General features: G+C 63.6%; 24 protein-coding genes and 1 pseudogene. 18 read left to right on the forward strand and 7 right to left on the reverse strand.

The annotated features are described in order from the left end of the window. Window positions 1-9 precede the first annotated feature (9 nt). The 13 genes from QQL85_RS05220 (at window position 10) to QQL85_RS05280 (ending at window position 13,966) form a co-directional block, all read left to right on the forward strand. Window positions 10-864 carry an SPFH domain-containing protein gene (locus tag QQL85_RS05220; RefSeq protein ID WP_284353317.1) on the forward strand — a complete coding sequence of 285 codons (855 nt, stop codon included), beginning with the start codon at window positions 10-12 and terminating at the stop codon, window positions 862-864. A gap of 120 nt (window positions 865-984) precedes the next feature. Further along, the gene (locus QQL85_RS05225) at window positions 985-1,374 is read left to right on the forward strand and encodes a DUF2946 domain-containing protein (protein WP_284353316.1); all 390 of its coding nucleotides are present in this window, start codon (window positions 985-987) and stop codon (window positions 1,372-1,374) included. 46 nt (window positions 1,375-1,420) lie between these two features. After that, a complete protein-coding gene (locus QQL85_RS05230) occupies window positions 1,421-1,906 on the forward strand; it encodes a copper chaperone PCu(A)C (protein WP_284353315.1) in 486 nt (161 codons plus the stop codon). A 22-nt stretch (window positions 1,907-1,928) separates the two neighbouring features. Next, window positions 1,929-2,360: a DUF2946 domain-containing protein gene (locus QQL85_RS05235; RefSeq protein ID WP_086977198.1), complete on the forward strand. Its 432-nt coding sequence runs from the start codon at window positions 1,929-1,931 to the stop codon at window positions 2,358-2,360. Window positions 2,361-2,426: 66 nt separating this feature from the next. Continuing rightward, a complete protein-coding gene (locus QQL85_RS05240) occupies window positions 2,427-4,493 on the forward strand; it encodes a TonB-dependent copper receptor (RefSeq protein WP_284353314.1) in 2,067 nt (688 codons plus the stop codon). Window positions 4,494-4,551: 58 nt separating this feature from the next. After that, window positions 4,552-5,916 (forward strand): PepSY-associated TM helix domain-containing protein, encoded by a 1,365-nt coding sequence (locus tag QQL85_RS05245; protein ID WP_284353313.1) that lies wholly within the window; start codon window positions 4,552-4,554, stop codon window positions 5,914-5,916. Between the two features lie 240 nt (window positions 5,917-6,156). Continuing rightward, a complete protein-coding gene (gene cycA, locus QQL85_RS05250) occupies window positions 6,157-7,563 on the forward strand; it encodes a D-serine/D-alanine/glycine transporter (RefSeq protein ID WP_284353312.1) in 1,407 nt (468 codons plus the stop codon). Between the two features lie 186 nt (window positions 7,564-7,749). Then, a complete protein-coding gene (gene urtA, locus QQL85_RS05255) occupies window positions 7,750-9,015 on the forward strand; it encodes an urea ABC transporter substrate-binding protein (protein ID WP_016395201.1) in 1,266 nt (421 codons plus the stop codon). 138 nt (window positions 9,016-9,153) lie between these two features. Then, window positions 9,154-10,641, forward strand: a complete 1,488-nt coding sequence (gene urtB, locus QQL85_RS05260) for an urea ABC transporter permease subunit UrtB (RefSeq protein WP_284353311.1) — start codon at window positions 9,154-9,156, stop codon at window positions 10,639-10,641. Beyond that, window positions 10,641-11,720 carry an urea ABC transporter permease subunit UrtC gene (urtC, locus tag QQL85_RS05265; RefSeq protein WP_284353310.1) on the forward strand — a complete coding sequence of 360 codons (1,080 nt, stop codon included), beginning with the start codon at window positions 10,641-10,643 and terminating at the stop codon, window positions 11,718-11,720. The genes urtB and urtC overlap by 1 nt, the downstream gene beginning before the upstream one ends. Continuing rightward, complete coding sequence (urtD, locus tag QQL85_RS05270; RefSeq protein ID WP_284353309.1) at window positions 11,717-12,574, forward strand: urea ABC transporter ATP-binding protein UrtD; 858 nt, start codon at window positions 11,717-11,719, stop codon at window positions 12,572-12,574. The genes urtC and urtD overlap by 4 nt, the downstream gene beginning before the upstream one ends. Window positions 12,575-12,720: 146 nt before the next feature. Continuing rightward, on the forward strand, window positions 12,721-13,419 hold the full coding sequence (gene urtE, locus QQL85_RS05275; RefSeq protein ID WP_016489402.1) for an urea ABC transporter ATP-binding subunit UrtE: 699 nt from the start codon (window positions 12,721-12,723) through the stop codon (window positions 13,417-13,419). Window positions 13,420-13,450: 31 nt separating this feature from the next. Then, window positions 13,451-13,966 (forward strand): GNAT family N-acetyltransferase, encoded by a 516-nt coding sequence (locus QQL85_RS05280; protein WP_284353308.1) that lies wholly within the window; start codon window positions 13,451-13,453, stop codon window positions 13,964-13,966. A gap of 126 nt (window positions 13,967-14,092) precedes the next feature. Here the strand turns inward: QQL85_RS05280 and QQL85_RS05285 are convergent, their stop codons facing one another. Both QQL85_RS05285 and cbpA read right to left on the reverse strand, forming a co-directional pair. Beyond that, window positions 14,093-14,398, reverse strand: a complete 306-nt coding sequence (locus tag QQL85_RS05285) for a chaperone modulator CbpM (RefSeq protein ID WP_019098566.1) — start codon at window positions 14,396-14,398, stop codon at window positions 14,093-14,095. A 2-nt stretch (window positions 14,399-14,400) separates the two neighbouring features. Next, window positions 14,401-15,354 carry a curved DNA-binding protein gene (gene cbpA / locus QQL85_RS05290; RefSeq protein ID WP_284353307.1) on the reverse strand — a complete coding sequence of 318 codons (954 nt, stop codon included), beginning with the start codon at window positions 15,352-15,354 and terminating at the stop codon, window positions 14,401-14,403. A 164-nt stretch (window positions 15,355-15,518) separates the two neighbouring features. Between cbpA and QQL85_RS05295 the strand changes: the two genes are divergently transcribed. Further along, on the forward strand, window positions 15,519-16,790 hold the full coding sequence (locus QQL85_RS05295; protein ID WP_284353306.1) for an Hsp70 family protein: 1,272 nt from the start codon (window positions 15,519-15,521) through the stop codon (window positions 16,788-16,790). Window positions 16,791-16,924: 134 nt separating this feature from the next. Here QQL85_RS05295 and QQL85_RS05300 read toward each other — a convergent pair whose 3' ends face one another. The 3 genes from QQL85_RS05300 to QQL85_RS05310 form a co-directional block, all read right to left on the reverse strand. After that, window positions 16,925-17,932, reverse strand: coding sequence for an AI-2E family transporter (locus QQL85_RS05300; RefSeq protein WP_012274423.1), 1,008 nt, complete (start codon window positions 17,930-17,932; stop codon window positions 16,925-16,927). Window positions 17,933-18,002: 70 nt separating this feature from the next. Next, window positions 18,003-18,290 carry a PsiF family protein gene (locus tag QQL85_RS05305; protein ID WP_284353305.1) on the reverse strand — a complete coding sequence of 96 codons (288 nt, stop codon included), beginning with the start codon at window positions 18,288-18,290 and terminating at the stop codon, window positions 18,003-18,005. Window positions 18,291-18,353: 63 nt separating this feature from the next. Continuing rightward, window positions 18,354-19,142, reverse strand: a complete 789-nt coding sequence (locus tag QQL85_RS05310; protein WP_284353304.1) for an AraC family transcriptional regulator — start codon at window positions 19,140-19,142, stop codon at window positions 18,354-18,356. A gap of 124 nt (window positions 19,143-19,266) precedes the next feature. Here QQL85_RS05310 and QQL85_RS05315 point away from each other — a divergent pair, with 124 nt between their 5' ends. Further along, window positions 19,267-20,139, forward strand: a complete 873-nt coding sequence (locus QQL85_RS05315) for a DMT family transporter (RefSeq protein WP_284353303.1) — start codon at window positions 19,267-19,269, stop codon at window positions 20,137-20,139. Here the strand turns inward: QQL85_RS05315 and QQL85_RS05320 are convergent. Beyond that, on the reverse strand, window positions 20,136-21,026 hold the full coding sequence (locus QQL85_RS05320; RefSeq protein ID WP_284353302.1) for an esterase/lipase family protein: 891 nt from the start codon (window positions 21,024-21,026) through the stop codon (window positions 20,136-20,138). The genes QQL85_RS05315 and QQL85_RS05320 overlap by 4 nt on opposite strands. A gap of 123 nt (window positions 21,027-21,149) precedes the next feature. Here QQL85_RS05320 and osmE point away from each other — a divergent pair, with 123 nt between their 5' ends. Beyond that, entirely contained in the window at window positions 21,150-21,491 is a 342-nt protein-coding gene (gene osmE / locus QQL85_RS05325; RefSeq protein WP_284353301.1) for an osmotically-inducible lipoprotein OsmE, read from the forward strand. 42 nt (window positions 21,492-21,533) lie between these two features. After that, entirely contained in the window at window positions 21,534-22,064 is a 531-nt protein-coding gene (locus QQL85_RS05330) for a ferritin-like domain-containing protein (RefSeq protein ID WP_284353300.1), read from the forward strand. Window positions 22,065-22,091: 27 nt separating this feature from the next. On the opposite strand, the gene QQL85_RS05335 is transcribed toward QQL85_RS05330, so the two are convergent. Next, the gene (locus QQL85_RS05335) at window positions 22,092-24,158 is read right to left on the reverse strand and encodes an AsmA family protein (RefSeq protein WP_284353299.1); all 2,067 of its coding nucleotides are present in this window, start codon (window positions 24,156-24,158) and stop codon (window positions 22,092-22,094) included. A gap of 341 nt (window positions 24,159-24,499) precedes the next feature. Here QQL85_RS05335 and QQL85_RS05340 point away from each other — a divergent pair. After that, window positions 24,500-24,659 (forward strand): annotated as a pseudogene (locus QQL85_RS05340) (phage infection protein); the annotation flags it as partial.

Below are 24,659 nucleotides of genomic sequence, written 5' to 3' on the forward strand. Positions count from 1 at the left end.
TTTCGCATCATGACCAGCCTTATCGTCGTCGCGGCCATCGCCCTGTTCGTCCTGATCACCGTGTTCAAGGGGGTGCGTATCGTGCCCCAGGGCGAGGAATGGATCGTCGAGCGCCTGGGCCGCTACCACAGCACGCTCAAGCCCGGCCTGAACATTCTTATCCCGTACATGGATGTGGTCGCCTACCGCCTGCCGACCAAGGACATCATCCTCGATGTGCAACAGCAGGAAATCATCACCAAGGACAACGCGGTGATCGTCGCCAACGCCCTGTGCTTCGCCAAGGTGGTCGACCCGCAGAAGGCCTCTTACGGCGTGCAGAACTTCTCGTTCGCCGTCACCAGCCTGACCATGACCTCGCTGCGCGCCATCGTCGGCGCCATGGACCTGGACGAAGCGCTGTCCAGCCGCGAGCAGATCAAGGCACGCCTGCGCGAGGCGATGTCCGAACAGACCGAAGACTGGGGCGTGACCGTGCGCTCAGTGGAAATCCAGGACATCAAGCCTTCGGAAAACATGCAACTGGCCATGGAGCGCCAGGCGGCGGCCGAGCGTGAGCGCAAGGCCGATGTGACCCGCGCCGAAGGCGCCAAGCAAGCAGCGATCCTGGAAGCGGAAGCACGCCTGCAGGCAGCCAGGCTGGATGCCGAAGCGCAGATCAGCCTGGCCGAGGCCTCGGCGCGGGCGATTTCGCTGGTCAAGGATGCAGTGGGCAACGAGACCGTGCCGGCCATGTACCTGCTGGGCGAGCGCTATGTCGGGGCCATGGAGAACCTCGCGAGCAGCAACAATGCCAAGGTGGTGGTGCTGCCGGCTGACCTGCAGGAAACCGTCCGGGGACTGATGGGCCGTAACAAGGCTTGAGATTGTCGGGGGCGCTTTGCGCCCCATTACCCGACCACCTGCGTCACTTCACCGCACCCCGCCATTTTTACCTATACTCCGCCTTACAATACCCACCACGATTCCTGACCGGATCTCTCCATGCCCCCACGTCGGCACATCGCCTGGATAGCCTGCCTTGCAGTGCTGTTCAACCTGCTGGCCATGCCGCTGGCCTCTGCCGTGCCCAAGGGCCCGGCCGAGCAGCTGCTGTGGGGGGCTTTCTGTTCCAGCATGGCCAACAAGGCCAAGGTCGATGTCCAGGCCCTGGCCAAGATCGACCTCGGCCCGCAAAGCGACGACAGCGCCAGCATGATGAATTGCTGGTGCTGCTCAGGCGCCGCACCGCTGCTGGCCCTGCCCGGCTACCCGCCGCAGTTGCACAACCCGCCGACACGGCTTGCCGGGCTGCTGCCGCTACCTGCCGACTACCAACCCACGCCGCGCCATTTATGGCCTGCGCTCAACCCCCGTGCCTCTCCGCTGGCCTGAGTTCATCACGCTGTCTGCCTGAACCTGAACAGAACGGAGAATCACCATGCTCAAGCACGCCCTCGTCATGGCCGCCCTGCTGCTGCCCGGCGCCTTTGCCAATGCCCACGAATACAGCGTGGGTGACCTGCACATTGCCCACCCTTGGTCGCTGCAGTTACCCCCTAACGCTCCCAATGTCGCCGCGTATTTCGTGGTGCATAACAACGGCAAGGCCGATGACCGTCTGCTCAGTGTCGACAGCCCCATCACGGATGATGCGCAACTGCACGAGCATGCCATGAGCGCCAGCGGCGCCATGAAGATGCAGCAAGTACCCAACGTGGTGGTGCCAGCCGGCAAGGACCTGACCTTCGCCCCCAGCGCCTACCATGTGATGCTGATGCAGCCCAAAGACCGCAGCCTGCTGGTCGACGGCAAGCGCTTCCCGTTGACCCTGCACTTCGAAAAAGCCGGTGACATCACGGTTGAAGTGGCCGTGCAGAAGCAGGCGCCAGCGGACCAGCCGCAAGCCCACGAACACGCACACTGACACCTGCTGACAGGCACTCGCCATGAGCCTGCCGCGCAACAGCATCAGCCGTACCACCCGCCCTGACCGCAGGCGCGCCGGTGGCGGATGGCTGAGCCTGTTCGCCATGTGGATGATCTTCATCGGCCCACTGATTTCCCAGTCGATGCCGATGGACCACCACGCCGGTATGAGCATGCCGATGGACATGCCGATGGCGGCTGCCCACCCGCATGGCGGCGACACCCATCACGGCCACAGCAACGATGGCCAGCTGCATGTGATGTGGGAAAAGTGCGGTTACTGCAGCCTGTTGTTCAACTGCCCGGCCCTGCCCCAGGCCCTAAGCCCGCTCAGTGCCGGCAGCGTCGTCCCCACCACCCACCTGCTTGCGCCAACACACCAGGGCCATGCCCGGCAGGCTGTATTCCCCGGTGCGCGCAGCCGCGCCCCACCTTCCTCGATCAGCGTCTGAACCCACATTTTGCGCACGGAGCCAGGAGGCTTCGCGCTAACTCATGACTGATCGACTGGAATCATTATGTCCGGCTGCACCCCTGTTTTCGCCTTGTCCCTGCGTGGGACCATCGCCGCCCTGTGCGGCTCGCTGCTCGCGCCCATGGCCCTGGCCGCTGACCCTGGCCATGAAGGCCATGTGCACGATGCACCCGAGCTGAGCCCGACGGTGATCACCGCCGTGGCTCCGAGCTCGCCACTGACCGTGGTCACCAACCCGAAAGACCCGCGCCAGCCCGTGCCGGCCAGCGACGGCGCCGACTACCTGAAGACCATTCCCGGCTTCTCGGCCATTCGTGCCGGCGGCACCAACGGCGACCCGGTATTGCGCGGCATGTTCGGCTCGCGCCTGAACATCCTCACCAATGGCGGCCTGATGCTGGGCGCCTGCCCCAACCGCATGGACGCGCCCACGTCCTACATCTCGCCGGAGACCTACGACCGCCTGACCGTGATCAAAGGCCCGCAAAGCGTGATCTGGGGCCCGGGCGGCTCGGCAGGCACCATTCTTTTCGAACGTGAACCTGAGAAGTTCGGCACCCTCGGCAGCCGGGTAAACGCCAGCCTGCTGGCCGGCTCCAACGGCCGCTTCGACAAGGTACTGGATGCCGCCGCCGGCAACAGCCAGGCCTACGCCCGCTTCGTCGGCAACCAGTCACGCTCGGATGACTACCACGACGGCAACAACGACACCGTGCCGTCGCGCTGGGAAAAATGGAACGGCGATGTCGCCCTCGGCTGGACGCCCGACCAGGACACCCTGCTGGAGCTGACTGCTGGCAAAGGCGATGGCGAGGCCCGCTATGCCGGGCGTGGCATGGACGGTTCGCAGTTCAAGCGTGAAAGCCTGGGCCTGCGTTTTGAAAAGTCCAACCTCGGCGAGGTGCTCGACAAGGTCGAGGCGCAGGTTTACTACAACTATGCCGACCATGTAATGGACAACTACAGCCTGCGTACCCCATCGGGCAGCGGCATGATGGGCATGCCGATGGTCAGCAACGTCGACCGTCGCACCCTGGGCGCACGCATCAAGGCCACCTGGCGCTGGGCCGATGTGCAGTTGATCAGTGGCATCGACGCGCAGACCAACGAACATCGCCAGCGTGGCGGCATGGGCGTGGACGCACACAAGGGCCAGGCCTGGACCAAGGACGCCGACTTCCACAACTACGGCGCCTTCAGCGAACTGACCTGGTACGTCAGCGGTGAAGACCGGCTGATTACCGGTGCCCGCCTGGACCGCGCCTCGGCCCGTGATTTCCGCAAAGGTAGCGCCACTGAAGGCGATACCCGTGCCGACACCTTGCCCAGCGGCTTCGTCCGTTATGAGCACGACCTGGCAGCCATCCCGGCCACCACCTACATCGGCCTCGGCCATACCCAGCGCTTCCCCGACTACTGGGAGCTGTTCTCGCCCAAGCTGGCACCACCCGGGGCGGCCAACGCCTTCGACGGTATCAAGCCAGAGAAAACCACCCAACTCGACTTCGGCATCCAGTACCGTACCGAGCGCCTGGAAGCCTGGGCTTCGGGCTATGTCGGGCAGATCCGCGACTACATCCTGTTCGACTACCGCACCGGCATGATGGGCATGAGCACCTCCCAGGCACAGAACATCGACGCCCGCATCATGGGCGGTGAACTGGGCGCAGCCTACCAGTTGACCGAAAACTGGAAGGCCGACGGCACGCTGGCCTACGCTTGGGGCAAGAACAGCAGTGATGGCAAAGCGCTACCGCAAATGCCACCCCTGGAAAGCCGCCTGGGCCTGACCTACAGCCGCGATGTGTGGAGCGTCGGCGCACTGTGGCGGCTGGTGGCGGCGCAGAACCGCATCGCCGAGAACCAGGGCAACGTGGTCGGCAAGGACTACGACAAGAGCGCCGGCTTCGGCGTGTTCTCCCTGAACGGCGCCTACAAGGTGAACAACAACCTCAAGCTCAGCGCGGGGGTCGACAACCTGTTCGACAAAACCTACGCCGAGCACTTGAACCTGGCCGGGAACGCCGGGTTCGGCTACCCGGCTACAGATCCACAGCCGGTCAACGAGCCAGGCAGGACCTTCTGGACCAAGGTCGACTTCAGCTTCTGACAACAACCACGGGCGCAGCTTCGGTTGCGCCCATCAGCTGGTCACACAGGAGGTTCCCATGAGAGGAACACGCATCAATTTCTATAACCTGGCCTGGCGTTGGCACTTCTATGCGGGGCTGTTCGTGGCCCCGTTCATGATCCTGCTGGCAATCACCGGGATCATCTACCTGTTCAAGCCACAGCTCGACCCGCTGCTGTACCGCGACCTGATGGTGGTCGAAGCCGGCCATCACCGACAGGGCGCCGATGCGATGCTGGCCGAAGTGCGCCAGGCTTACCCCAAGGGCCACGTCGGCCAGTACCTGCCGCCAATCAACGCCGAGCGCAGTGCCCAGTTTGTGGTGCATGACGGCGGGCGCGAGCTGAACGTGTTCGTCGACCCGTACAGCGGTAAGGTTCTTGGCGAGCAGGACGGCAAGCAGAACCTGCAGGCCATCGCCCGTGCCCTGCATGGCGAGTTGATGGTCGGCACGGTCGGTGACCGCCTGGTAGAGCTGGCCGCCGGCTGGGGCATTGTGCTGGTAGTGTCGGGCCTGTATTTGTGGTGGCCGCGCGGGCGCAACGGTGCCGGCGTGCTGTGGCCACGGCTGTCGTCACGCGGCCGGCTGTTCTGGCGCGACCTGCACGCGGTAACCGGCTTCTGGGGCTCGGCCTTGCTGTTGCTGATGCTGGTCAGCGGCATGACCTGGACCGGCATGTGGGGCAAGCAGTACGCCGATGTGTGGAACCGCTTCCCGGCGGCCATGTGGAACGACGTACCCAAGTCGGACCAGCAGGCGGGTGAATTGAACAGTGCGCACCGCCAGACCGTACCCTGGGCGATGGAGAACACGCCGATGCCGCAGTCCGGCGCGCACGCCGAACACGCCGGGCACCACATGATGTCGGACATGCCCGCAGCACCCCAGGTGAGCGTGCAGCAGGTCGAAGACATCGCCACTGCTCGCCAGGTCGAGCCGGGCTACAGCATCACCCTGCCGACCACGGCAGACGGCGTGTTCACCATTGCCGTGTTCGCCGACGACCCGCGCAACGACGCCACCCTGCATGTCGACCAGTACACCGGCAAGGTCCTGGCCGATGTGCGCTGGCAGGACTACAGCCCGGTCGCCCGCGCCACCGAGCTGGGGGTAATGCTGCACGAAGGCAAGATGTTCGGCGCCCTCAACCAGATCATCATCCTGCTGGTGTGTCTGATGATCCTGCTGGGCTCGGTGAGCGGCCTGGTGATGTGGTGGAAGCGCCGGCCTGAAGGTGGGCTGGGCGTACCGCCGCTGCGCCATGACCTGCCGCGCTGGAAGGCGGCGGTGGGGGTGATGCTGGTGCTGGGGGTGATGTTCCCGCTGGTGGGGGTGTCGATGGTGGTGATGTGGGTGGTGGATAGCCTGGTAGTAAGGCGCCGGATGTTGGTTAGCGCCTGAGTTTTGTACTGCCTGTACCGGCCTTTTCGCGGGTGAACCCGCTCCCACAAGGACCGCGCTACCCTCAGGTCTGGCGCAAGAACCTGTGGGAGCGGGTTCACCCGCGAAGAGGCCAGTGCAGGTTGTCGAACTATTCCTACGAAGCGCGGGCTGCTATCTGAAAATCGAGTCGATCTGTCGCGATCTCGAATCGGAACGCCCGTGTTAGCCTAGCCGGCGACTTTCAAGGGAATGCAGCTTATGACCGCAACTTCACCCACACCACAAGAAGAGCAGCACCTGCAACGCAACCTGACCAACCGCCACATCCAGCTGATCGCCATCGGCGGCGCGATCGGTACCGGCCTGTTCATGGGTTCGGGCAAAACCATCAGCCTGGCCGGGCCATCGATCATCTTCGTCTACATGATCATCGGCTTCATGCTGTTCTTCGTCATGCGCGCCATGGGTGAACTGCTGCTGTCGAACCTCAACTACAAGTCGTTCATCGACTTCTCCGCCGACCTGCTCGGCCCCTGGGCCGGTTACTTCACCGGCTGGACCTACTGGTTCTGCTGGGTAGTTACCGGCATCGCCGACGTGGTCGCCATCGCGGCCTACACGCAGTTCTGGTTCCCCGACCTGCCGCAGTGGATACCGGCGCTGACGTGTGTCGGGCTGCTGCTGTCGCTGAACCTGGTCACCGTGAAAATGTTCGGCGAGATGGAGTTCTGGTTCGCCCTGATCAAAATCGTCGCCATCCTCGGCCTGGTCGCCACCGGCCTGTACATGGTCATCACCGGCTTTACCTCGCCCAGTGGGCGCACCGCGCAACTGGCCAACCTGTGGAATGACGGCGGCGTGTTCCCCCATGGCCTGATGGGCTTCTTCGCCGGCTTCCAGATCGCGGTGTTCGCCTTCGTCGGTATCGAACTGGTAGGCACCACGGCCGCCGAAGCGAAGAACCCGGAGCGTACCCTGCCACGGGCGATCAACTCGATCCCGGTGCGGATCATCGTGTTCTACGTCCTGGCACTGATCGCGATCATGGCCGTTACCCCGTGGCGCGACGTGGTGCCGGGCAAGAGCCCGTTCGTGGAACTGTTCGTGCTGGCCGGCCTGCCGGCAGCGGCCAGCATCATCAACTTCGTGGTGCTGACCTCGGCGGCTTCTTCGGCCAACAGCGGCGTGTTCTCCACCAGCCGTATGCTCTATGGCCTGAGCCAGGAAGGTGATGCACCCAAGGCCTTCGAAAAACTGTCGAGCCGCTCGGTGCCGGCCAACGGCCTGTATTTCTCCTGCATCTGCCTGCTGCTGGGAGCGGTGCTGATTTACCTGGTGCCGAACGTGATCGAAGCGTTCACCCTGGTAACCACCGTTTCGGCGGTGCTGTTCATGTTCGTCTGGACGCTGATCCTGCTTTCATATCTGAAGTACCGCAAACACCGTGCGGCGCTGCACCAGGCGTCGAAGTACAAAATGCCGGGCGGGCGCTTCATGTGCTATGTGTGCCTGGTGTTCTTTGCTTTCATCCTGGTGTTGCTGAGCCTGGAGGCAGATACGCGTTCAGCGCTGGTGGTGACGCCGATCTGGTTTGTGCTGCTGGCGGTGACCTACCAGTTCGTGCGTATCAGGCGCCATCCACGCTCGGCAGTGCGTAACGGCTGATGGCCTCGGGGGCTGCTTTGCAGCCCCAATGCTGTGCACACACATATTCCAGGCACCAACCTGGACCTCGCAAACGCCCCAACACCTCGCACAACCCTTCTATTCCGCCTCTTTCGCCACTAGGCACACCCCTTGCAACGCCCCTCCCCGCTTGCCCAACACATAAAAACTCAGCGGAGAGAGCACATGAAGCGTCGCAGTCTGATCAAGGCCTTTACCCTTAGCGCATCGATTGCCGCAATGGGCCTGAGCTGGAGTATCCAGGCCGCCGAGACCATCAAGGTCGGCATTCTGCATTCGCTGTCTGGGACCATGGCCATTTCCGAGACGTCCCTCAAGGACATGGCGCTGATGACCATCGACGAGATCAACGCCAAGGGTGGCGTGAACGGCAAGATGCTCGAACCGGTCGTGGTCGACCCGGCCTCCAACTGGCCGCTGTTCGCCGAGAAAAGCCGCCAGCTGCTGACTCAGGACAAAGTCGCCGTGGTGTTCGGCTGCTGGACGTCGGTATCGCGCAAGTCGGTGCTGCCGGTGTTCGAGGAACTCAACGGCCTGCTGTTCTACCCTGTGCAATACGAGGGTGAAGAGATGTCGCCGAACGTGTTCTACACCGGTGCCGCGCCCAACCAGCAAGCGATCCCGGCCGTGGAATACCTGATGAGCGAAGACGGCGGCAGCGCCAAGCGCTTCTTCCTGCTGGGCACCGACTACGTCTACCCGCGCACCACCAACAAGATCCTGCGCGCCTTCCTGCACAGCAAGGGCGTGGCCGACAAGGACATCGAAGAGGTGTACACGCCGTTCGGTCACGCCGATTACCAGACCATCGTCGCCAACATCAAGAAGTTCTCCGCTGGCGGCAAGACGGCGGTCATCTCTACGGTCAACGGCGACTCCAACGTGCCGTTCTACAAGGAACTGGCCAACCAGGGCCTGAAGGCCACCGACGTGCCGGTGGTGGCATTCTCGGTAGGCGAAGAAGAGCTGCGCGGCATCGACACCAAGCCGCTGGTGGGCCACCTGGCCGCCTGGAACTACTTCGAGTCGGTGGATAACCCGGTGAACCAGAAGTTCGTCGCTGACTGGAAAGCCTACGCCAAGGCCAAGGGCCTGCCGGGTGCCGACAAGGCAGTGACCAACGACCCGATGGAGGCCACCTATGTGGGCATCCACATGTGGGCGCAGGCCGCCGAGAAGGCCAAGTCCACCGATGTCGACAAGGTTCGCGAGGCACTGGCCGGGCAGAGCTTCAAGGCGCCGTCGGGCTTCACCCTGACCATGGACAAGACCAACCACCACCTGCACAAGCCGGTGATGATCGGCGAGATCCAGGATGACGGGCAGTTCAGCGTGGTGTGGGAAACCGAGCAACCGCTGCGGGCGCAGCCTTGGAGCCCGTTCATTCCGGGTAATGACAAGCGGCCGGACTATGCAGTGAAAGGTAACTGAGTGCACGGGGCCGCTGTGCGGCCCATTCGCGGGTGAACCCGCTCCCACAGGGACTGCACAGGTTTCAATCCTTGCACCGTACCTGTGGGAGCGGGTTCACCCGCGAAGAATCCACCGCCGATTTCCAGGATTACCCGCATGCTCAGACTCCTGCTCACACTGCTCCTGCTACTGCCCCTGGCAACCCAGGCCAGCGAGGGCGAATTCTTCCTCACCGCCAAGCCCGCCGAGCAAGCCCGCCTGCTCGAAGGCTGGGCGGCGCAACCCGATGCCGCGCGCCTGCCGCTACTGGACAACCTGCGCCAGGGCCGCATCGCCGCCGATGACACCCGCAAGGTACGCCTGAACAATCGCCTGCGCGGCCTGATCGACAACGCCCTGGCCAGCCATCAGTTACTCAGCGACAACAGCAACACCCGTCTGGCCGCTGCCCAGCAACTGCAAAAAAGCGCACAACCCGCGCAAATGGCCTTCCTCGACCGGCGTTTCGCCAGCGAGCCGGATGCCGCCGTACACGCCGCCCTCGGCCTGGCCCTGGCCAACCTGCAACTGGGCGCCAGCGAACCAGCGGTACGCCTGGCCGCCGTGCGCCTGCTGGGCGAAACCGGTGACCCGGTGGCCCGCACCCGCCTTGAAGCGCTGTTGCAACCCGACGCAGAAGCCGACCCGGGCGTGCGCACCGCTGCCGAAACCAGCCTGGCCCAGGTCAAGCGCAAGCTGCTGGTCGGCGAACTGCTCGGCCAGGCCTTCAGCGGCCTGTCGCTGGGCTCGATCCTGCTGCTGGCGGCGCTGGGCCTTGCGATCACCTTTGGCCTGCTCGGGGTCATCAACATGGCCCACGGCGAAATGCTGATGCTCGGCGCCTACAGCACCTACATGGTTCAAGTGCTGGTGCAGCGCTACGCCCCGGGCGCCATCGAGTTCTACCCGTTGATTGCCCTGCCGGTGGCCTTCGCCGTCAGTGCCGGGGTCGGCATGGCGCTGGAGCGCACCGTGATCCGCCACCTGTACGGCCGCCCGCTGGAAACGCTGCTGGCCACCTGGGGCATCAGCCTGATCCTGATCCAGGCCATCCGCCTGCTGTTCGGCGCGCAAAACGTCGAGGTGAGCAACCCGGCCTGGCTGTCAGGCGGCATCCAGCTGCTGCCCAACCTGGTGCTGCCGTACAACCGCCTGGTCATCATCGGCTTCGCCCTGGCCGTGGTGCTGCTCACCTGGCTGCTGCTCAACCGCACACGGCTGGGCCTGAACGTGCGCGCCGTCACCCAGAACCGCAACATGGCCGCCTGCTGCGGCGTGTCCACCGGGCGCGTCGACATGCTCGCCTTTGGCCTGGGCTCTGGCATCGCCGGGCTCGGCGGCGTAGCCCTGAGCCAGGTCGGCAACGTCGGCCCGGACCTGGGCCAGAGCTACATCATCGATTCGTTCCTGGTGGTGGTGCTGGGCGGCGTCGGCCAACTGGCCGGCAGCCTCTGGGCAGCCTTCGGCCTTGGCATCGCCAACAAGCTGCTGGAACCGCAGATCGGTGCCGTGCTCGGCAAGATCCTCATCCTTGCGCTGATCATTCTGTTCATCCAGAAGCGTCCGCAAGGCCTGTTCGCCCTCAAGGGACGGGTAATCGACTGATGAACCAGCCACTGCTTGTCACCGCTACGCAAAAGGCCGGGCCACGGCTGACGCTGGCCATCGGCGCCGTCGTCATCCTGCTGCTGGTCGCCCTTCCACTGCTGTCGTTGCTGCCGGCGGGCCATGCCCTGCAAGTGTCGGCCTACACCCTGACCCTGGTCGGCAAGATCCTCTGCTACGCCATCGTCGCCTTGGCCCTGGACCTGGTCTGGGGCTATGCCGGCCTGCTGTCGCTGGGGCACGGCCTGTTCTTCGCCCTGGGCGGCTACGCCATGGGCATGTACCTGATGCGCCAGACGGCCGGCGACGGCCTGCCGGGTTTCATGACCTTCCTGTCGTGGACCGAGCTGCCGTGGTACTGGGCCGGTACCCAGCATTTCGCCTGGGCCCTGTGCCTGGTGGTGCTGGCGCCGGGCCTACTGGCGCTGGTGTTCGGCTGGTTCGCCTTCCGTTCGCGGATCAAGGGCGTGTACTTCTCGATCATGACCCAGGCCCTGACGTTCGCCGGCATGTTGCTGTTCTTCCGCAACGAAACCGGCTTTGGCGGCAACAACGGCTTCACCAACTTCCGCACCATCCTCGGCTTCGACATTACCGCCCAGGGTACCCGCGCGGTGCTGTTCCTGCTCACCGTCGGTTTGCTGCTGGCCAGCCTGTACCTGTGCTGGCGCCTGACCCGCAGCAAGTTCGGCCGCCTGCTCACCGCCGTGCGCGATGCCGAAAACCGCCTCATGTTCTGTGGCTACGACCCGCGTGGTTTCAAGCTGCTGGTATGGGTGCTGAGCGCTGTGCTGTGCGGCCTGGCGGGCGCGCTGTATGTGCCGCAGGTGGGCATCATCAACCCCAGCGAAATGTCGCCGACCAACTCCATTGAGGCCGCCGTGTGGGTAGCACTGGGCGGGCGCGGCACGCTGATCGGCCCACTGCTCGGCGCCGGCCTGGTCAATGGCATGAAAAGCTGGTTCACCGTGGCCTTCCCGGAGTTCTGGCTGTTCTTCCTCGGCGCACTATTCATCCTTGTCACCCTGTACCTGCCCAAGGGCGTGGTCGGCCTGTTGAAGAAAAGGAGCCAGCCATGAGAGGCGTGCCCCCGGTCCACCCGGAATTCATGCTGGAACCGGTGTTCGACAACCTCGGCGCCGGCCGTGACGCCATCGGCCTGGGCCAGAGCCGCAAGGCCGGCCTGGACACCCGCCATGGCACGGTACTTAGCCTGGAGGATATCAGCGTCAGCTTCGATGGCTTCAAGGCGCTCAACGCCCTGAACCTGTACATCCGCGTGGGCGAGCTGCGCTGCATCATCGGCCCCAACGGCGCCGGCAAGACCACGATGATGGACGTGATCACCGGCAAGACCCGCCCCGACGCGGGCAGTGCCTATTTTGGCGACACCCTCGACCTGACCCGCATGAGCGAGTACCAGATCGCCCAGGCCGGCATTGGCCGCAAATTCCAGAAGCCCACGGTGTTCGAGGCGCTGACGGTGTTCGAAAACCTGGAGCTGGCGCTGAAGACCGACAAGTCGGTGTGGGCCAGCCTGGCGGCGCGCCTGGGCGGCGAGCAGCGCCAGCGCATCGAAGAGGTGTTGACCACCTTGCGCCTGCTGCCCCTGGCTCAGCGCCAGGCCGGCTTGCTGTCCCATGGGCAGAAGCAGTTTCTGGAGATTGGCATGTTGCTGGTGCAGGAACCGCAACTGTTATTGCTGGACGAGCCAGTGGCGGGCATGACCGATGCCGAGACCGAGTTCACCGCCGAGCTGTTCAAGGGCCTGGCTGGCAAGCATTCGCTGATGGTGGTGGAGCATGACATGGGGTTTGTGGGGAGCATCGCCGACCACGTGACCGTGTTGCACCAGGGCAGTGTGCTGGCAGAAGGGTCGCTGGAGCAGGTGCAGGCGGATGAGCGGGTGGTCGAGGTGTACCTGGGCCGCTAGACCTTGAAACCTGTACCGGCCCTATCGCCGGCAAGCCAGCTCCCACAAGACCTCCACAGGCCCTGAGGCTTGCGCATTACCTGTGGGAGCTGGCTTGCCGGCGATAGGGCCAGTGCAGGCACAGCAACCTTTTCAGGAATACTCACATGCTCAAGATCGACACCCTGCACCAGTACTACGGTGGCAGCCACATCCTGCGCGGCCTGTCCTTCGAAGCCAAGGTCGGCGAAGTTACCTGCCTGCTGGGCCGCAACGGTGTGGGCAAGACCACCCTGCTGCGCTGCCTGATGGGCCTGGTACCCGCCCGTGACGGCAGCATTGAATGGGAAGGCAAGCCCATCACCAGCCTCAAGCCCCAGCAACGGGTCCAGGCCGGTATCGCCTATGTGCCCCAGGGCCGCGAAATCTTCCCGCGCCTTACCGTCGAGGAAAACCTGCTGATGGGCCTGTCACGTTTCCCGGCCCGTGAAGCCCGCGAGGTTCCCGCCTTCATCTACGAACTGTTCCCGGTGCTGGAGCAGATGAAACAGCGCCGTGGCGGCGACCTGTCGGGCGGCCAGCAGCAACAATTGGCCATCGGCCGCGCCCTCGCCAGCCGCCCGCGCTTGCTGATTCTCGACGAGCCGACCGAAGGCATCCAGCCCTCGGTGATCAAGGAAATCGGTGCCGTCATCCGCCGCCTGGCCGAGCGTGGCGACATGGCGATTCTGCTGGTGGAGCAGTTCTACGACTTTGCCGAAGAACTGGCCGACCAGTACCTGGTCATGGCCCGTGGCGAGATCGTGCAGCACGGGCGCGGCGAAAACATGCAAGCCGAAGGTGTGCGCGGGCTGGTAACCATTTAATCTGCGAGCAACGACCCTGCGAGACGCTGTCATGAGTTACGAAATCCGCGACGCCCTGCCCACCGACGTGCCGGGCATCCTCGACATCTACAACGACGCCGTGCGCAACACCACGGCGATCTGGAACGAAACGCCGGTGGACCTCGGCAACCGTCAGGCCTGGTTCGAGGCACGGGCACAACAGGGGTATCCGATCCTGGTCGCGGTGGACGACACGGGCGTGCTCGGTTATGCCTCGTTTGGCGACTGGCGGCCGTTCGAAGGGTTTCGCAACACCGTTGAACACTCGGTGTATGTCCGTAGCGACCAGCGTGGCAAAGGGCTGGGGCCGGTGTTGATGGCGGCGCTGGTAGAGCGCGCGCGCGGGTGTGGCAAGCATGTGATGGTGGCAGCCATCGAGAGTGGCAATGCGGCGTCGGTGCGCCTGCATGAGCGACTGGGCTTCGTGGTGACCGGGCAGATGCCGCAGGTGGGGGTGAAGTTTGGCCGCTGGCTGGACCTGACCTTCATGCAGCTGGTGCTGAACCCCGGGGCCGAACCCACCTGAAATTGATGTCGGCTGTGCTGGCCTCTTCGCGGGTAAACCCGCTCCCACAGGGACCTCACATGTCTTGGGCAATGTGGGATCTCTGTGGGAGCGGGTTTACCCGCGAAGAGGCCGGGCCTGCAAACCTTACATCTGGGTAAACCTGCCCAGCCGCTGGCGCAGCATGTTGTTCTCGCTGCGCAACTGCTGCACTTCCTGCAGCAGTTCCAGCGCCAGCGCCACCCCTTCCCACTCCAGCTCCAGCTCCTGGTGTAGCTTCGCCGCGCGCTTGGCCACTAGCGGCGCCTGATCGTCGAACAACCAGTCCTCTGGCGTTCGCCCAGAGGGTTCGACAATGCCGTGTTCGACGATTTCGATCACGCAGTCCGCCGTGACATCGGCTTCCTGACACAAGGTACGCATGTCCAGTTGAACGATCAGGGTGCTGCTCATGATCACTTACTCCATTGTGTCCTCGGGTTGAACGCCGCTTTCTCGGAAAGCTTGGTCCACAGTTCGCGGGCAGCCTCATCGGAGCTCGGCGGCATGACCACTTTCAGTTGCGCGTAAAGATTGCCGCGCTCGCCGCTCTTGTTGGCCAAGCCTTTGCCCGGCACGCGCAAGCGCTGGCCGCTCTGGCTGTCGGGGCGGATGGTCAGGTTGATCTTGCCTTCCAGGGTCGGCACCGCCACCTTGGTGCCCAAGGCCGCCTCCCACGGTGCCAGCGGCACGGTGATGATCAGGTCATGGCCTTCGACATCGAACAGCGGGTGCGGTGCCATGCGGATGGTCAGGAACAGGTCACCATTGGCCCCGCCACCGCTGCCCGGCGCGCCCTGGCCCTTGAGGCGGATACGCTCGCCGTCGGTCACCCCAGCCGGAATCTTCACGTTCAGGGTCTTGGTGGTGAAGCCAGTGCGCTGCCCCATGGCATTGGTTTGCGGCACCTGGAAGCTGATCTGCTTGGACTCCTTGCTCAGGGTCTCTTCAAGGAATACCGCCAGTTCAAGCTCCACGTCCTGCCCTCGCCTGCCGGCACTGCGTTGCTGCTGCCGGGCGCCACCGAAGGGGTTGCCACCCCGCCCACCGAACATCGAACTGAAGAAGTCGGAGAAATCGCCGCCTTCAAAGCCGCCGCCACCGCCACGGCTCTCCCAGCCTGGTGGTGCCTGGAACGGCCGGCCATGCTGGCCGCCATACTTGCGAATTTCGTCGAACTCGGCACGTTTCTGCGCATCGCCCAGCACTTCGTAGGCCTCGTTGGCCTCCTTGAACTTGTCCTCGGCGTCGCGCTCCTTGCTGACATCGGGGTGATACTTGCGCGCGAGCTTGCGGTATGCGGCCTTGATTGCCTTGTCGTCCGCCGTGGGCTCTACGCCGAGTATCTTGTAATAGTCTTTGAAGTCCATCTGTGGATCACCAATGTGAATGTGCGTGTTGCAACTGAAGATAGGGGTCAAGCATAGCCTTTCAAGGCCGCCTTGGGTTTGCGCCATGGCAGACGACTGGTCTTGATTCTGTAGCCAACTGGCATACACTGCGCGGCCGTTTTGCCTCCGGAAGCTCATTCCCCATGTCTGACGTATCCCCGGCCCGCGCCCTGGGCATCGACTTTGGCACCTCCAACTCCACGGTCGGCTGGCACCGCCCTGGCGTGGAGTCGCTGATCGCCCTGGAAGACGGCAAGATCACCTTGCCCTCGGTGGTGTTCTTCAACATCGAAGAGCGGCGCCCGGTGTATGGCCGCCTGGCGCTGCACGAGTACCTGGAAGGCTACGAAGGCCGCCTGATGCGCTCGTTGAAAAGCCTGCTGGGCTCCAAGCTGATCAAGCACGACACCAGCGTGCTGGGCAGCGCCCTGCCGTTCAAGGACCTGCTGGGCATGTTCATCGGCGAGCTGAAAAAGCGCGCCGAAGCCGCCGCTGGCCGCGAATTCGACCAGGTGGTGCTGGGCCGCCCGGTGTTTTTCGTCGACGAAGACCCGGCTGCCGACCAGGAGGCCGAAGACACCTTGGCCGAAGTCGCGCGCAAGATCGGCTTCAAGGACGTGTCGTTCCAGTACGAGCCGATTGCCGCGGCGTTCGACTATGAGTCGAGTATCAGCCGTGAAGAACTGGTGCTGATCGTCGACATCGGGGGGGGTACTTCGGACTTCACCTTGATCCGCCTGTCGCCGGAGCGTCACCTGGTCGCCGAGCGCCAAAGCGACATTCTCGCCACTGGCGGCGTGCACATTGGCGGTACCGACTTCGACAAGCAACTGAGCCTGCAAGGCGTGATGCCGCTGTTCGGCTACGGTAGCCGCATGAAGAGCGGCGCGCTGATGCCGACCAGCTACCACCTCAACCTGGCCACCTGGCACACCATCAACGCCCTGTACTCGCAGAAGTCGCAGCTGGCGCTGGGTAGCATGCGCTACGACATCGAGGACAGTTTCGGCATCGACCGCCTGTTCAAGCTGATCGAACAACGTGCCGGGCACTGGTTGGCGATGGAAGTCGAGGCCAGCAAAATCGAGCTGACTGACCGTGAGAGCCGCCATATCGACCTGCGCCGTGTCGAGCCTGAGCTGACGGCAGAGCTGACTCGCGTACTGTTCGAAGAGGCCATTGAAGGCTTGCTGGAACGCGTGCGGGGTAGCGTCACTGAATTGCTGGCCAAGGCTGGCGTGAGCGAAGACCAGGTGGACACGGTGTTCTTCACGGGTGGTTCCAGCGGGATTCCGGCGTTGCGCAACAGCGTTGCGGCGATGCTGCCGAACGCGCGGCATGTGGAAGGCAACATCTTTGGCAGCATTGGTAGCGGCCTGGCCATCGAGGCGCGCAAGCGGTACGGCGCTGCCTGATACATCTCTATGGCCTGTACCGGCCTCTTCGCGGGCAAGCCCGCTCCCACAGGGACCGCACAGTACCTTAGACCTGTGCAGTACCTGTGGGAGCGGGCTTGCCCGCGAAAGGGCCGGCACAGGTCAGTGAAGAATCAGACCAGCTCGGCCCGCTTCAGCTCACTCTTCAGGTAGGCATAGTAGATCGGCCCCGCCACCACCCCTGGCAGCCCGAACGCCGCCTCGAACACCAGCATCGCCAGCAGCAGTTCCCACGCCTTTGCACTGATCTGCCCGCCAACGATCCGCGCGTTGAGGAAGTACTCGACCTTGTGGATGACAATCAGGTAGCCCAGCGCCGCCGCCGCCACCCAGATCGACAGCGACAAGCCCACAATCGTGATCAGGGTGTTGGACATCAAGTTGCCGATGACCGGCAGCAACCCCAGCAGGAAGGTCAGCACGATCAGCGTCTTGGTCAACGGCAGGTGCACGCCGAACAGCGGCATCACCACTGCCAGGAAGATGCCAGTGAAGGCCGTGTTGAGCAGGGAGATCTTGATCTGTGCGAACACGATGTTGCGAAACGCCTTCACCAGCAGGTTCAGGCGCTCGAACAGCGCCGCCGCCAGGGGCTTGCGCCGGGAAACATCGGGAATACGCTGCAAGGCGATGATGGCGCCGAGGATCATGCCGATCAGCAGCGTCACGAACATGTGCGCCATGCCCTTGCCCACCAGCTGCAAGTCGCTCAGGTGGCTCTTGATCCAGTCGCCGATGGCCACCTTGAACTCTGCGGCACTGGCGGGCAGGTAGCCCTCGATGAAGGGCGGCAGCTGGCCACGGGCGCGCTCGACCAGGGCCATGAACTTGTCCAGCGAGGCGCCGGGGTTTTCCGCCTCGTGCAGCAAGAAGCTGAAGGCACCGGCAATCAGCAGCGTCAGGGTACTGACCACCAGCGTACCGAGCAGCGCCACGGCCAGCCAGCGGGCGCGTTGGCCGGCCAGCAGTGGTTGCAGTCGCGGGGTGAGCATGTTGACCAGTTCGAACACCAGCAGGCCGGCAAGCAAGCTGGGCAGCAACTTCAGGGGCAAAGCCAGCAGCAGCCCGGCCATGACGATGATCAGGCTGGCCAGGGTGATCTGACGGGGGGTAAAGGTCATACAGCCTCGACGGCAGACAGCGGGAATGCCCGCAGTCTGCCAGCCTTGCGCCTGCAGGCATAGGCGCAGGTCATTTCTTCTTCAGGCAGTCGCTCATGAAGGCCTTGCGCTCGTCACCCTTCAGGGCTTTGGTGGTGGCGTCGGCGTTGCAGGTTTTCATCTTCTCTTGCTGGGTTTGCGGCACGTCCTTTTTCAGGCAGGTGCTCATGAAGGCTTTGCGCTCATCACCCTTGAGGGCTTTGGTCGTGGCGTCGGCATTGCAGGTTTTCATTTTTTCCTGCTGCGCGGTATTGGCCGCGAAGCCTTGGGCGCTGAACAACAGTGCCAACGCCAGTAATGGGATTTGCAGCACTTTCATGGAGTGGTCTCCTTCGCTCCGCGCCCGATGCACGGGGGTCGAGCTGAGTGTAGCCAAGATTTTTCAGCGCCCTGCCCGTGCCTGCCGGCGATATTGCTCGGGCGTACACTGGGCCTGGCGCTGGAACATGGCAATGAACGCCGAGGCACTGCTGTAGCCAAGGTCGAAGGCGATGGCCTGAATCGGCAGACCGGCCTCCAACGCTTCGATCGCACGCAAGAACCGCAGGCGCAAGCGCCACTCGCCAAAGCTCATGCCCAGCTCACGCAGGAACTGGCGGGCCAGGGTGCGCTCGCTGACATGCACCTGCGCGGCCCATTGGGCCAACGAGCGGTTGTCGCCGGGCTCTGCGCCCAGGGCGTCGAGCACCTGACGCAGGCTTTCGCCATGCGCAAACGGCAGGTAACAGGCCTGGGTGGGCGCCAGCAGCAACTGGTCGAGCAGCACCTGCACCAGGCGCTGGTCGCGCTCGTCCTCCGCCACCTTGAGGTCGCGCCGGGCAAAGTCGGCGAGGATGGCCTTGAGAATGTCGCTGATCATCAGGCTGCACGGTTGCTGCGGCAGGCCGGCGCACAGGGTGCGGTCCAGGTAGACCGAGCGGTAGACGATGGCCTGGGGGTTGTAGCAGCCATGTTCGGTATCGGGCGGTACCCACACGGCGTAGTGCGGCGGCGACAGAAAGCGCTGGCCGGCGACGTCCAGCTGCATCACGCCATGGGCGGAGTAGTTGAGCTGGCCCCAGGTGTGACGGTGCGGGGCGCTGAGGGTGTCGGCACCGAACTCGTCGTGGCGGAAGTACACCAGGGCCGGGAGCTGGGTGAACTGGGGGATATCGAGGTGTTTGGGCGGCATGCTGACTGTCTTGCGGGGCGGGTTGTCTGGATAGAAGTATAGGCTTGTGAACAGACAGTTGATAATGGCTGACATCGGGGCCTGCTGCGCAAGCCCTTTCAGTCCTGCACGAGTAACCCGCTCCATGAACTACCTGTTTCCCCTCACCGCCATCCTCATCTGGGCCGGCAACACCGTGGTCACCAAGATGTCCGCCGGTGCCATCCACCCCGCCGAAATCGGCTTCTACCGCTGGCTGCTGGCCGCCCTGCTGTTCACTCCGTTCCTGCTGCCTGCCGTGTGGCGCAACCGCGCGGCGATCCGCCCGCACCTGGGCAAGGTGTTCGTGCTGGGCGTGTTGGGCATGGCGCTGTACCAGAGCCTGGCCTACTTCGCCGCCGGCATTACCAGCGCCACCAACATGGGCATCATCCTCTCGCTGATGCCGCTGATCTCACTGGCACTGTCCATCGCCTGGCTGGGTCAGCGCCTGAGCTACGGTGCCCTGCTGGGCGCAGTGGTGTCGTTCTTTGGCGTACTGGAAGTGGTCAGCGCCGGCCATCCCGCCAGCCTGCTGGCGCACGGCCTGAACAGCGGCGACCTGCTGATGCTGGTGGCCACCCTGGCTTACGCGCTGTACAGCTTCCTGCTGAAGAAATGGCAGCTGCGCCTGCCGCCCCTGCAGTTGCTGTACCTGCAGGTGCTGGTGGCCATCGTCGTACTGCTGCCGTTGTTCCTGCTGTCGGACAAGACCGGCCTGAACAGCCACAACATCGGCCTGGTGCTGTACGCCTGCGTGCTGGCCTCGATGATCGCGCCGCTGGTGTGGATGCAAGCTGTGCATCGTCTGGGGCCAAGTCGCACCACGCTGTTCTTCAACCTGCTGCCGGTTGTCACCGCAGTGATCGCCGCCGTGGTGCTCGACGAACAACTGGCCCGCTATCACCTGGTCGGCGGCTTGCTGACCCTCGCTGGCGTGGTGCTGGCCGAGCGCTGGACTACACCGATTCGCCGCTAAAGCCCTGCGGCCTTGAGCCGGGCGGCATGTTCAGTGAACAGCCGCACCGGCTCGGCACCTTTGCCCACGGCGCCGAGCGACTGGTTGACGATGTCCAGGTGATCCAGCGGGTAGTCGTCGCCAATCACCTGGCCAAGGTGCGAACTGAAACGCCCGACCATGCCGTCGCACTGGCCCTTCTCCTTGACGAAGCTTCGCGCGAACAGGCGGCAGAAGCGGTTGCTGCCGTCAAAGCGGTTGCGGCCTTGGTCGGTCAGGCCGGGCTGCAAGGTGCCGGACCACGAGTAATAGCGCACGCCATTGACCTCATACGCCCCTTCCCCGCCCCAAGTCTGCGGCAGGCCCTGTGGATAAGCCTGATTGAACAGCGCTACTCCAGCGCTGGTCAGCGACTGGTGCGAGGCATGCACATCCACCGGCAGCGGATCGCGGCGCCAACCGGTTTCCAGCCATACCAGCAGTACGGCAAAACCCTGCAGCACGGCCTTGAGAATACGCCCCTGGGGGGAGTCGCCCGGTGCCGTGCGCTCCAGGTGGTCCGCCAGTTCCGACCCGTGATTGGGGCCGGCCACCGAGGTGACCGACGCCACACGCGCCGGCCGCCTGGCCGCCGCGTAACGCGCACTCAGGGCACCCTGGCTGTGGCCAATGAGGTTGACCTTGTCGGTGCCAGTGCGCTGGCAAATGTCTTCGATGATCGCCAGCAACTGCTCGCCACGCACCTCGCTTGAGTGCAGCGGCGATACCTGCACCGGAAACACCTCTGCCCCGCCCTTGCGCAGGGCCGGCACGATACCGAACCAGTAGGGGTAGAGCACCAACCGGACAAACCCGAGCATGCCCGGTACCAGCACCAACGGGTATCGCGTGGCCAATTCCTGCTGCATTGCCCCATCCCCTTTCCGTGGACGACCGGCCAACACTACAGCGGCCATCATGACCATCGCAATCGAACTCCCGGCGCACGCTGTGGTTCCAAACCACACAGACCCTTTGCAAGGAGCGGGACCATGTACAAGCAGACCCTGGCAATCCTTCTGGCAAGTGCCACCTTGGCCGCCTGCGGCAGCCGCCCGGAAAACCCGGTGGGCTACGTCACCTACCGTGACGAACCGCTGGTCAAGCAGGTGAAACACGGCATGACCATGCAGAAGGTCATCGCCATCGGCGGCAGCCCGTCGAACGTGATCGACCTGCCGCACGGGGGGACCTGCAACGACTACATCCTCAACCGCGACGGCAAGCAGCAGCCCTACTATGTGCGCTTCGACGCTACCGGCCATGTCGATGCCAAGGGCTTCAAGACGTGCAAACAACGCCAAGAGGACAGCGACGCCGTGCATGGCGCGTAAATCCCATCCTCACCGACCGTCCTGACCCGACTGGAGATAACCATGAGCAACGTTGAACTGACCGATGTGCAAACCCTGCGCGAACGTGCCCGCCAGCATGTCGAGCAAGGCGCGGTGACCGAGGGCTATCACGCCGATCGCCAGGAAATCCTGCGCCTGCTGAACGAGTCACTGGCCACCGAGCTGGTTTGTGTACTGCGCTACAAGCGCCACTACTTCATGGCCAGCGGCATCAAGGCCAGTGTGGCTGCCGGCGAGTTTCTGGAACATGCCAACCAGGAAGCCGAGCATGCCGACAAGCTGGCGGAGCGCATCGTGCAGCTGGGTGGGGAGCCGGACTTCAACCCGGATAATCTGACCAAGAATTCCCATGCCCAGTATGTGGCGGGTAATTCGTTGAAGGAGATGGTGCTGGAAGACCTGGTGGCAGAGCGGATCGCCATTGATAGCTACCGCGAGATCATTCAGTACATCGGCGACAAGGACCCGACTACGCGGCGGATCTTTGAGGACATCCTGGCACAGGAAGAAGAACACGCCGACGACATGTCCGACCTGCTACAGGGGCTGTAAACGCAAGGGGCTGCTTTGCAGCCCCTGTCATTTCTTGCCTTTCACCGCAGCTGGCGCCTTGCCCGCCTTCATCTGCTGCAACAACGGCGTGCACTGGTTGGGGTCATCCCCGCTGCTAGGTGCAATCAGCGCCAGCAACCCCGCCGCCGGCCCGGCCACCACGCCCAGCGCCACCATCCCTGCCCCTCTCAACGCCAGCGGCAACGCCTGCACCCCGGCACTGGGCTTGGCAAACGGCCCGCGCACATACAGCGGCGAGCGCAGCGAGAACAGCCGCAGCCCTTTCGATTCCGGCGTGATCTTCAAGTCCAACTGCTCGCTGGCGAAATTGGCCGTGCCGTTGATGTAGATGATCGCGTTCTCGGTATCGAAGATGAACAGGCGCGTTGTGGCCAGGCCATCCTTGATCCCCACATCTGCCGCCGCGCAATTGATCTTCACATCCTCATCACCGAACAGCTTGCCAACCACATAGTTGCCCACATTCAAGCCAGCGATCTCCATCAGGCTGCGACTGATCGCGCCATCGTTGATCAGCATGCGCAGGTCGCCATTGGCCGTACCCAGCAAGGCCGCCACCGAATTGCCGCGGCCACTGATGTCGGCATCGCCGTTCAACTCACCGAAGCTGGTCTGCATTGGCGCAAAGGAAGGGAACAGTTGCTTGAGCTTGAAGCCCCGCGCCGTGAGTTGCGCACGGCCCTGCAACGGCACACTGCGCCCGTCCAGTCGAATTTTGGACGCAAGGTTGCCGCCGGCCACACCAAATCGCAGGGGCTCCAGGCGCAGCAGGCCGTCTTCGAGAATCACATGCGCCGACAGGTCGTTGAATGGCAGTTGCGCGCTGTGCACGATGCGCTTGCCGGCAAAGGTGACGTCAGCGTCCATCGCACGCCAGCGCTCGGTGCGGAACGCTTCCACCGGCAGCACCTTGCCGGCCGGCTGCTTGCTGGCACCACCACGGGCTTTCTGCTCGGCGTTGGAGTCGGCGCCGATCAGCGGCGCCAGGTCCTTGAACAGCAGCTGGTTCGAGACCAGATTGCCGGACAGCTTGGGCCGTGGCTGGCTGGCGACGAAGGCCAGGTCACCGTGGATATCGCTGTCACCGATCTTGCCGTTGAAGCCCTGGTAGTTGAATGTCGCCCCTTGCGCCGCATGCAGGTTGGCGTTGAGGCGGCCGTCAGTGGAGTAGGCCGGGGTGTCTGGCAGGGTCACGCCGGTCAATGGATAGAGGTTGCCCAGGCTGGCGCCGGACAAGCGCAGGCGCAGGTCGAGGGCACCGAGGTTGCGCGGGTCGGTCAGGGTGCCGGCGAGCACCACATGGGTATCGGCGATGCGCACGTCGGCCTGCAAAGGGAACGGCTGGCTGGCGTCCTGCAAGGCCAGCAGGCCGCCGATCTTGCCGGTGCCTGACACTGGCTGGCCCTTGTAGCGGCCTTGGGCCTTGAGCCCGAAGGCGTAGTCCTGGGCACCGCCGGCCTTCTCGGCGCTGGCCTTACCGACAATGTCGCTGAACGGGATCGGCTTGCCCAGCGGGTCGATCTGCACCTTCATGCTGGTTTTCAGGGTCTGGTCATCGAAGCTGACATTGCCCTGATCAAAGCCGATCGCACCGATATCCAGCTGCCATTTGGAGGGTTCTGCGTTCTCATCCTTGGGGCCGAAGTCGAACGTCCAGTTGGCACGGCCATCAGCCAGGCGAGTGAGGCTGGCAGTGGGCTTGATCAGGTCGATGCGCGGGATGCTGATCTGCTGGAACAGCAGCGGTAACGGCGCCAGACGGAACTCCACGCGCTCCAGGCCGACCATTTTCGGCTCTTTGAGCCAGTCGGGGTTACCCAAGGTCAGGTCTTCGGCAATGAAGTGCGGCCAAGGCACCCACGCACGCCAGCCTCCCTCTTCGGGTTCGGTACGCCACTGCAAGGCAAGGTTGCCGTTGATCGCGAAGGGCCGGTGCAGGGCCTCGGAAACCTTCTCGTTGAGCAGCGGCTTGGCGCGGTTCCAGTCGAAGGTGGCAATCACCACCACCAGGATTGCCAGCAATGTCAGCAGGCTGGTGAGGGTCCAGACGAGGATTCTGGCGGGACGCGTCATTGCGTGATTCTCCTTGCGGCATGGCACAAAACGGGCACGGCGGTGGCACTCAATATCTCGGACTGATGAAAACCCGCAGGGTTTTATCGATGGCGCCATGATAGCGAAGTTTTTCCTGGCCTTTTGCTCAGCAATTTGTCGCCCAAGACCCTGCATGTCACCTGTCAGCACCCAAATCAAATTGCCATCAATCGACCCGAAAGGCGCCGAATAGAGACGTTGAGAACCTCTATCAATGCGGTCGATTGTTACCATTACCCGTATGAACTTCTCTCTGGCGTTACGCGGCGTAGCATTGGCTCCGTAACCACTTTCCAGCCCCCGAGAGGAGCACCGAAATCATGAAACGCCATCTGCTGACCCTGACCCTGTCCATCCTGGCCGCCAACGCTTTTGCCCTGCCAGCCGCTGAACAACACCTGACTGCTGAATCGCGCTCCAGCGCTGCCGAAATCGCCCAACCGCTGAAAAACGTTGCCGAAGGTGGCTCGGATCGCTTGA

The organism is Pseudomonas putida, from assembly GCF_030159595.1.
GTDB classification, from domain to species: Bacteria; Pseudomonadota; Gammaproteobacteria; order Pseudomonadales; family Pseudomonadaceae; genus Aquipseudomonas; species Aquipseudomonas putida_AC.